We start from the raw sequence: 6834 nt of genomic DNA, 5'->3' as shown, positions 1-6834 counted from the left end.
GTTCGGCTTCTGGCCGGCCCTGGTCGTCGGCATCGGCGGCGCGGCCATCGCCGCGATGCTCGTGGAGCGACTGATCATCAACCGCCTGCGCGGTGCACCGGTCATCGGCCTGGCGATCCTCACGATCGGCGTCGACCTCATCATCATCACCGAGCTCACCCGCCGCATCGGCTCCGACATCCTCAACGTCGACCACCCCTGGAGCGGCCAGGCGATCTCGATCGGCGGGGTGGGCATCACGGCCAACCGGGCGGTCGCCATCGTCGTCGCCGCCGTCCTGATCGGTGGCTTCTTCGTCATCTTCAAGTACTCCAACTGGGGCATCTCGATGCGTGCCGCGGCCGAGGACGGCGAGGCGGCCGCGCTGATGGGCATCCACCGCGGGCGGGTCTCGATGTTCGCCTGGATGGTCGCCGGTGTGCTGGCCGCTGTCGCGGGCCTGTTCGCGGTCGGCTCCCCGACTCCTGGCGTGACCCCCGCGGTCGCGCTGGTCGCCCTCAGCGCCCTGCCGGCCGCCATCCTCGGTGGCCTCGACTCCACCGGCGGCGCCCTCGTGGGCGGACTGATGATCGGCATCGCCGAGGCGATGGCTGCCGGCTACCAGGACCAGATCGCCTTCCTCGGACGCGGCTTCGGCGACGTCGTCCCGTACGTCGTGATGGTCGCCGTGCTCCTCGTACGACCATCAGGGCTCTTCGGAACGAGGGAGCTGACTCGTGTCTGACACCGCCACCCGTCCCGAGGGACGCCGCGTCGACCGCACCTCGGCCCCGCAGCAGGGCTCCTGGACCACCGCCCGGATCGTCAAGCTCGTCGCGATCCTCGCCGCCGTGGTCGTGCTGCTCGTGCTGCCGCTCTACGTCGAGGAGTTCTGGCTGCGGACCGGGTTCGCGGTGTTCGCCGCGATCATCGGGGCCCTCGGTCTCAACCTGCTCGTCGGCACGACCGGGCAGCTCTCCCTGGCCCACGCCTTCTTCCTCGCCGTCGGCGCGGTGACCTACACCTACGTCTCCGGGACGTCGGGGGGCACGGCCAACGCCTACGGAGGCCTCGAGTGGCCGCCGCTGGTCGGCATGGTGCTCGGCGTGCTCGTCTCCGGCCTCGCGGGCATCATCTTCAGCCCGATCGCGGCCCGGCTGCGCGGCATCTACCTCGGTATCGCCTCGCTGGGCCTGGTCTTCATCGGTCAGCACGTCCTCAACACCTGGACGTCGGTCACCGGAGGGTTCAACGGTCGACTGGTGCCGGCGTTCTCGCTGTTCGGCTTCAGCTTCGGCGGCACCGACTCGCCGGAGCTGGTGATCGCCGGTGTGCCGTTCGGCCAGACCGAGCGGCTCTGGTACCTCGGCCTGGCGCTGTGCGTGGTGGCCTGCTGGTTCGCCAACAACCTGGTGCGCTCGCGCCCGGGTCGGGCCCTGCAGACGCTGCGCGACAGCGAGGTGGCCGCCTCGGTGATGGGGGTCGACGTCCGCTCCTACAAGGCGCGCGCCTTCCTGGTCTCCTCCATGTACGCCGGGATGGCCGGGGTCCTCTACGCCCTGTCGATCGGCTCGGTCGCCCCGGACTCCTTCGGCCTAGCGCTGTCGGTGCAGTTCCTGGCGATGATCGTGCTGGGCGGCCTGGGCTCGGTCACCGGAGCCATCCTGGGGGCGACCTTCGTCAGCTCGGCGCCCCTGGTGCTCCAGCAGTACGCCGGCTCGCTGCCCTTCATCGTCGACCCCGGCCAGCCGGGCATCGTGGCGAGCCAGGCCGCTGCCTTCCTGTACGGCGGGGCGATCGTCCTCGTCGTGATGTTCGAGCCCGGCGGTCTCGCCGGTCTCGCCCGCCGCTTGCGGCCCACCACCCGTGCCCCCGGCGCTGCCATCGCAGCGGACGGGGCCGACAGCAGTCAGCACTCGACGCCGGCGCCCGCCGACCCGTCAACCGGAGGAGACAACAGATGAACACGTTCAACAAGCGAAAGGTGCTGGCGCTCGTTTCTGCCGCCACCATGCTCGCCGCGTCCGGCTGCAGCACGAAGTCGTCGGACAGCGAGACCACCACGCAGGACGGGGTGGAGGTCGGACGCGGGATCGAGGGCACCACGATCACCGTCGGCGCGCTCACCGACCTGACCGGTGTCTTCGCCGCCCTCGGCAAGGACATCACCAACGCGCAGTCGCTCTACTGGCGCACGCAGAACGAAGGCGACAAGATCTGTGGCACCTACACCGTCGAGGAGGACGTCAAGGACCACGGCTACGACACCCAGCGCGGCATCCAGCTCTACAGCTCGATCAAGAACAACGTGCTGGCGATCGAGCAGACCATCGGCTCGCCGATCAACACCGGGCTGATCCCGCAGTTCGAGGCCGACAAGATGGTCAACATCCCCGCCGCGTGGGCCGAGTCGCTGACGGAGTCATCGCAGATCGCCGTCGTCGGTGCGACCTACGAGGTCGAGATGATCAACGCCCTCGGCTACCTCCTCGAGGAGGGCAAGATCAATGAGGGCGACACGATCGGCCACATCTACTTCGAGGGCGAGTACGGCGCCGGCGGGCTCGCCGGCTCCACCTACTTCGCCGAGCAGCACGGCATGAAGGTCGTCGAGCAGCAGATCCAGGCCACCGACGCCGACATGACCGCCCAGGTCACCAAGCTCAAGGCCGAGGGCGTCAAGGCCATCGCGCTCACCGTGGCGCCGGGCCAGACCGCCTCGGTCGCCGGCGTCGCCGCGGCACAGGGCCTGAACGTCCCGATCGTGGGCAACAACCCGGTCTTCGCCCCGGCCCTGCTCGACGGCCCGTCCGGCGCGGCCCTGATCGAGAACCTCTACGTCGCCTCGCCGGTGGCGCCGTTCGACAAGCTGCCCGAGCTGCTCGAGTCCTACCAGGCCGAGTACCCCGGCGACCCGACGCTCGGCGTCGTCTTCGGCACGGCCGCAGCCGACGTGATGCGCCAGGTGCTCGACAAGGCCTGCGAGAACGGTGACCTGACGCCCGAGGGCGTCACGGCTGCCAAGGACGAGCTCGGCACGGTCGAGACCGGCGGCCTCGCGGTCCCGCTGGAGTTCGCGGTCGGCGCCTCGCCGAGCGACGCGAGCTACATCTTCCGCGCCGCCGACGTGCCCGGTGGCGCGAAGTCGGTCTCCGACATGTTCGTCAGCGACGACGTGGCGGGCTTCATCGCAGGGGAGTGACGACGAGGACGGCCCCGTCTCGCAGCAGCTGCTGCGAGACGGGGCCGTCGCCGTTCAGATCCACCTGCTGAACCACATCCGGTTGAGCCACGAGGCGCGCGGGATCACCTCGTAGGAGTAGATCGGGTAGAAGTACGCGAAGTTCAGCAGCACCAGCACCACGAAGCACCCCGCGACGACGACCCCGACGGTGCGCCGCCTCGACGGCAACCGCGAGGGTCCGACCAGTCGGCCCATCAGCAGGGCGATCGCCAGCACCATGAACGGCAGGCACGCGACGGCGTAGAAGAGGAAGATCGGCCGGTCGTCGTACAGCAGCCACGGCAGCCACGTCGAGAGGACGCCGACGAGCGCGACGCCGAAGCGCCAGTCGCGGGTGCCGACCCAGAGCACGGCCCCTGCGACCAGGGCCAGGCACGCACCCCACCAGAGCAGGGGAGTGCCCAGCAGCAGGACCTGGCGGTAGCAGACCGAGTCGTCGGCGGCCGTGCAGCCGAGCTCGCCCGGCTGGACGTCGAGGTCGGTGGCGACGCCGACCGGACGGTTGTCGAGCAGCCAGCCCGAAGGCTGCGACTGGTAGGGATGGCTGCTGCAGTTGAGGTAGTGGGTGTGGAAGATGAAGACGTCGTGGTGATAGCTCCACAGCGACCGCAACGACTGGGTCACCTCGCCCAGGCCCGAGGTGTCGGCCTCGGTGGCCGTCGGCCAGCGGGCGTCGTCGTCGGAGAGGTTGTCGGTCTCACGGTCCTCGCCGGTGCCGGTGCAGGGTCGCTCCTCGATGAACCCGGTGTACTGCGTGCTGGAGAGGTCGCGCTCGTACTCCTCGGCATGGACCATCCAGCCCGTCCACGTGGCCACGTAGACGCAGAACGCCACGACCACCAGCTGCACGAAGGCCGGGAGCCCGTCGACCACCGCTCCGCGCAGGAGCGAGAACCGGACGCCGAACGAGCGCCGGGCGCCCGCGCTCCACACCCACACGAGCAGCCCGAAGGCGGCCAGCGGGTAGAGCGCGGTCCACTTCGTGCCGACCGCGAGCCCGAAGCTCACGCCTGCCAGCACCAGCCACGGCCGCCAGAGCACGCCCAGCACCGGGCCCCACTGTGTGGGGCCAGGTGGCGCCGCCGGGTCGATGAGGCGCGCGAGGCGTCGTCGGTGCCAGTCGCGGTCGTTGACCAGGCAGCTGACCCCGCACAGGAGGAAGAACGCCAGGAAGATGTCGAGCAGGGCCAACCGGGAGAGCACGAAGTGCAGCCCGTCGAAGGTCAGCAGCAGTCCGGCGACGAGGCCGAGCATCGTGGAGCCGGTCAGTCGTCGGGTCAGGCGCACGAGCACCAGCACCATCAGGGCGCCGGCGACGGCAGAGGCGATCCGCCAGCCGAACGGATCCATCCCGAAGGCCTTCTCGCCGAGCGCGATCAGCCACTTGCCGACCTCGGGGTGCACGATCATCGAGGGCCCGTCGTCCCAGATGCCCTCGGTCCGCCCGGCCAGGATCGTCTTGTCGATCGAGCGGCCGTCGACCTTCTCGAGGTAGTTGCGCACGAACCCGTGGTTGGCCATCGACCAGGCGTCCTTGGCGTAGTACGTCTCGTCGAACGCGAAGCGGTGGGGCGTCCCGAGGTGCCACACGCGCATGCCGAAGGCCAGCAGCGTCACGCTGATCGCCGCGACCCACCCCGCGACACGGTCGTCGAGGACCGCCGTACGGCGCCGGGCGCGCTCCCAGGCGCTCGGCGGGTCCTGCAGCGCGCTCACGGGGCGCAACACTACGACGGGGCCCACGGGGCGCGTCGGCCGAGCAGGTCGTGGCCCTGTCATGATCGCTGCATGGGTGATGGACGCGCAGGGGGCGCCGGGGCAGCAGCCGGGGTGCTCGTGCTGGCGGGGACCCCCATCGGACGACCCGACGACGCCTCGCCACGGCTGGCGGCCGAGCTCGCCGCTGCCGACGTCGTCGCCGCCGAGGACACCCGCAGGCTCAAGCGGCTGACCACCGACCTCGGGGTCGTCGTGACCGGACAGGTGGTGTCCTACTTCGAGGGCAACGAGCAGCGTCGTACGCCGGGGCTCCTCGAGGACCTGCTGGCCGGCAAGCGCGTGCTGCTGGTCACCGACGCCGGGATGCCCAGCGTCTCCGACCCCGGCTACCGACTGGTGGCGGCCGCGGTCGAGGCCGACGTCCGCGTCACCGCGGTGCCGGGCCCGTCGGCCGTGCTGACCGCTCTTGCGGTGTCGGGCCTGCCGGTCGACCGGTTCTGCTTCGAGGGCTTCCTGCCGCGCAAGGCGGGCGAGCGCTCCCGGCGGCTGTCCGACCTGGCTGCCGAGCAGCGGACCCTCGTCTTTTTCGAGGCCCCGCACCGCACCGAGGCCGCCCTGGCCGCGATGGCGCAGGCGTGGGGCGACGACCGACCCGCAGCGGTCTGTCGCGAGCTCACCAAGACCTACGAGGAAGTGCGCCGGGGACCGCTCGCCGAGCTGGTCACGTGGGCGGCCGAGGGGATCCGCGGCGAGGTCACGATCGTCGTCGCCGGAGCCCCGCCGGCCGCCGCGATCGCGACTGACGCCGACTCCCTCCGGACGGCGGTCCGCGAGCGCGAGGACGAGGGCATGACACGCAAGGACGCCATCCTCGACGTCGCCCGGCTCGCCGGACTGCCCAAGCGCGAGGTCTACCAGGCGGTGCACGTCTCGTGAACGACGCTTCCTCCGACCAGACCCCCGCCTCGACGAGGCCGCGCCTCACGCAGTACTCGCGCCAGGGCCTGACCTTCGACGTCCTCGACGACGGGCCGCTCGACGGGACCCCGACCGTGCTCCTGCACGGCTTTCCCGAGCGGGCGTCCTGCTGGCGCGACGTCGCGCCGTTGCTGCACGCCGAGGGCGCGCGCACCTACGCCCCCGACCAGCGCGGCTACTCGCCGAGGGCGCGCCCTTTCGGCCGCTGGCGCTACCGGATCGGCGCGCTCGGCGACGACGCGATCGCGCTGATCGACGAGATCGGCGGACCGGTCGACCTCGTCGGCCACGACTGGGGCGCGATCGTCGGCTGGAGCGTGGCCGCCCGGCGTCCCGACCTGGTGCGGTCGTGGACGGCGGTCTCGGTGCCGCACCCGATGGCCTTCCTCAAGGCGGCCGCGACGAGCTCGCAGGGCCTGAAGTCGTGGTACATCCTGCTCTTCCAGCTGCCGTTCCTCGTCGACCTCCTCGGCCGGTTCTTCCCGCGCCTGCTGCTGAGCGGGCTCGCACGCACCGGGATGACGTCGCAGGAGGTGGCCCGCTGTCGCCGCGAGATCCTCGACTACGGCGCTCTTCCGGGCGGCCTCGCCTGGTACCGCGCCCTGCCGCTGATGGGCTCGGCGGCCCGCGACACCGAGGTGCGGGTGCCCACCACGCTCGTGTGGAGCGACGAGGACGCCGCCCTGGGCCGCCGCGGCACCGAGCTCACGCCGGAGCACGTGAGCGGCCCCTACGAGTTCGTCGAGCTCGCCGGCGTCAGCCACTGGATCCCGACCCAGGCGCCCGACGCCCTGGCCGCCGCGATCCTCGCCCGCCGAGCCTCGGTCGCGGGGTCCTGACGTGAGCGCGCGTCGCGAGGGCGAGCCGCCCCCGGCCCCGGAGCCGTTGCCCTACCCGGTGGTCGACAACCACTG

General features: G+C 71.2%; 6 protein-coding genes. 5 read left to right on the top strand and 1 reads right to left on the bottom strand.

The annotated features are described in order from the left end of the window. From VOI19_RS11005 to VOI19_RS10995, 3 genes are all read left to right on the top strand, one after another. Positions 1 to 724 (top strand): branched-chain amino acid ABC transporter permease (locus VOI19_RS11005; RefSeq protein WP_323793012.1); only part of this gene is annotated, 724 nt, incomplete at its 5' end. After that, the gene (locus VOI19_RS11000; RefSeq protein ID WP_323793011.1) at positions 717 to 1943 is read left to right on the top strand and encodes a branched-chain amino acid ABC transporter permease; all 1227 of its coding nucleotides are present in this window, start codon (positions 717 to 719) and stop codon (positions 1941 to 1943) included. The genes VOI19_RS11005 and VOI19_RS11000, both read left to right, overlap by 8 nt. Continuing rightward, positions 1940 to 3181 carry an ABC transporter substrate-binding protein gene (locus VOI19_RS10995; RefSeq protein ID WP_323793010.1) on the top strand — a complete coding sequence of 414 codons (1242 nt, stop codon included), beginning with the start codon at positions 1940 to 1942 and terminating at the stop codon, positions 3179 to 3181. Before VOI19_RS11000 ends, VOI19_RS10995 begins: the two co-directional genes overlap by 4 nt. Positions 3182 to 3235: 54 nt before the next feature. Here the strand turns inward: VOI19_RS10995 and VOI19_RS10990 are convergent, their stop codons facing one another. Further along, positions 3236 to 4939 (bottom strand): dolichyl-phosphate-mannose--protein mannosyltransferase, encoded by a 1704-nt coding sequence (locus VOI19_RS10990; RefSeq protein WP_323793009.1) that lies wholly within the window; start codon positions 4937 to 4939, stop codon positions 3236 to 3238. Between the two features lie 72 nt (positions 4940 to 5011). Between VOI19_RS10990 and rsmI the strand changes: the two genes are divergently transcribed. Continuing rightward, positions 5012 to 5878, top strand: a complete 867-nt coding sequence (rsmI, locus tag VOI19_RS10985) for a 16S rRNA (cytidine(1402)-2'-O)-methyltransferase (RefSeq protein ID WP_323793008.1) — start codon at positions 5012 to 5014, stop codon at positions 5876 to 5878. Then, the gene (locus VOI19_RS10980) at positions 5875 to 6759 is read left to right on the top strand and encodes an alpha/beta fold hydrolase (protein WP_323793007.1); all 885 of its coding nucleotides are present in this window, start codon (positions 5875 to 5877) and stop codon (positions 6757 to 6759) included. Before rsmI ends, VOI19_RS10980 begins: the two co-directional genes overlap by 4 nt. Positions 6760 to 6834: the final 75 nt, after the last annotated feature.

This window comes from Nocardioides sp. (assembly GCF_034670285.1).
In the GTDB taxonomy this organism is placed as follows: Bacteria; Actinomycetota; Actinomycetes; order Propionibacteriales; family Nocardioidaceae; genus Nocardioides.
Note: the sequence above shows the minus strand (reverse complement) of the source record. Positions and strands in the feature narration are given on the sequence as shown.

What these genes read in the sequence shown, in the direction of transcription:
- rsmI (WP_323793008.1), top strand. Translation starts at nt 5,012, where the DNA reads ATGGGTGATGGACGCGCAGGGGGCGCCGGGGCAGCAGCCGGGGTGCTC.
- VOI19_RS10995 (WP_323793010.1), top strand. Translation starts at nt 1,940, where the DNA reads ATGAACACGTTCAACAAGCGAAAGGTGCTGGCGCTCGTTTCTGCCGCC.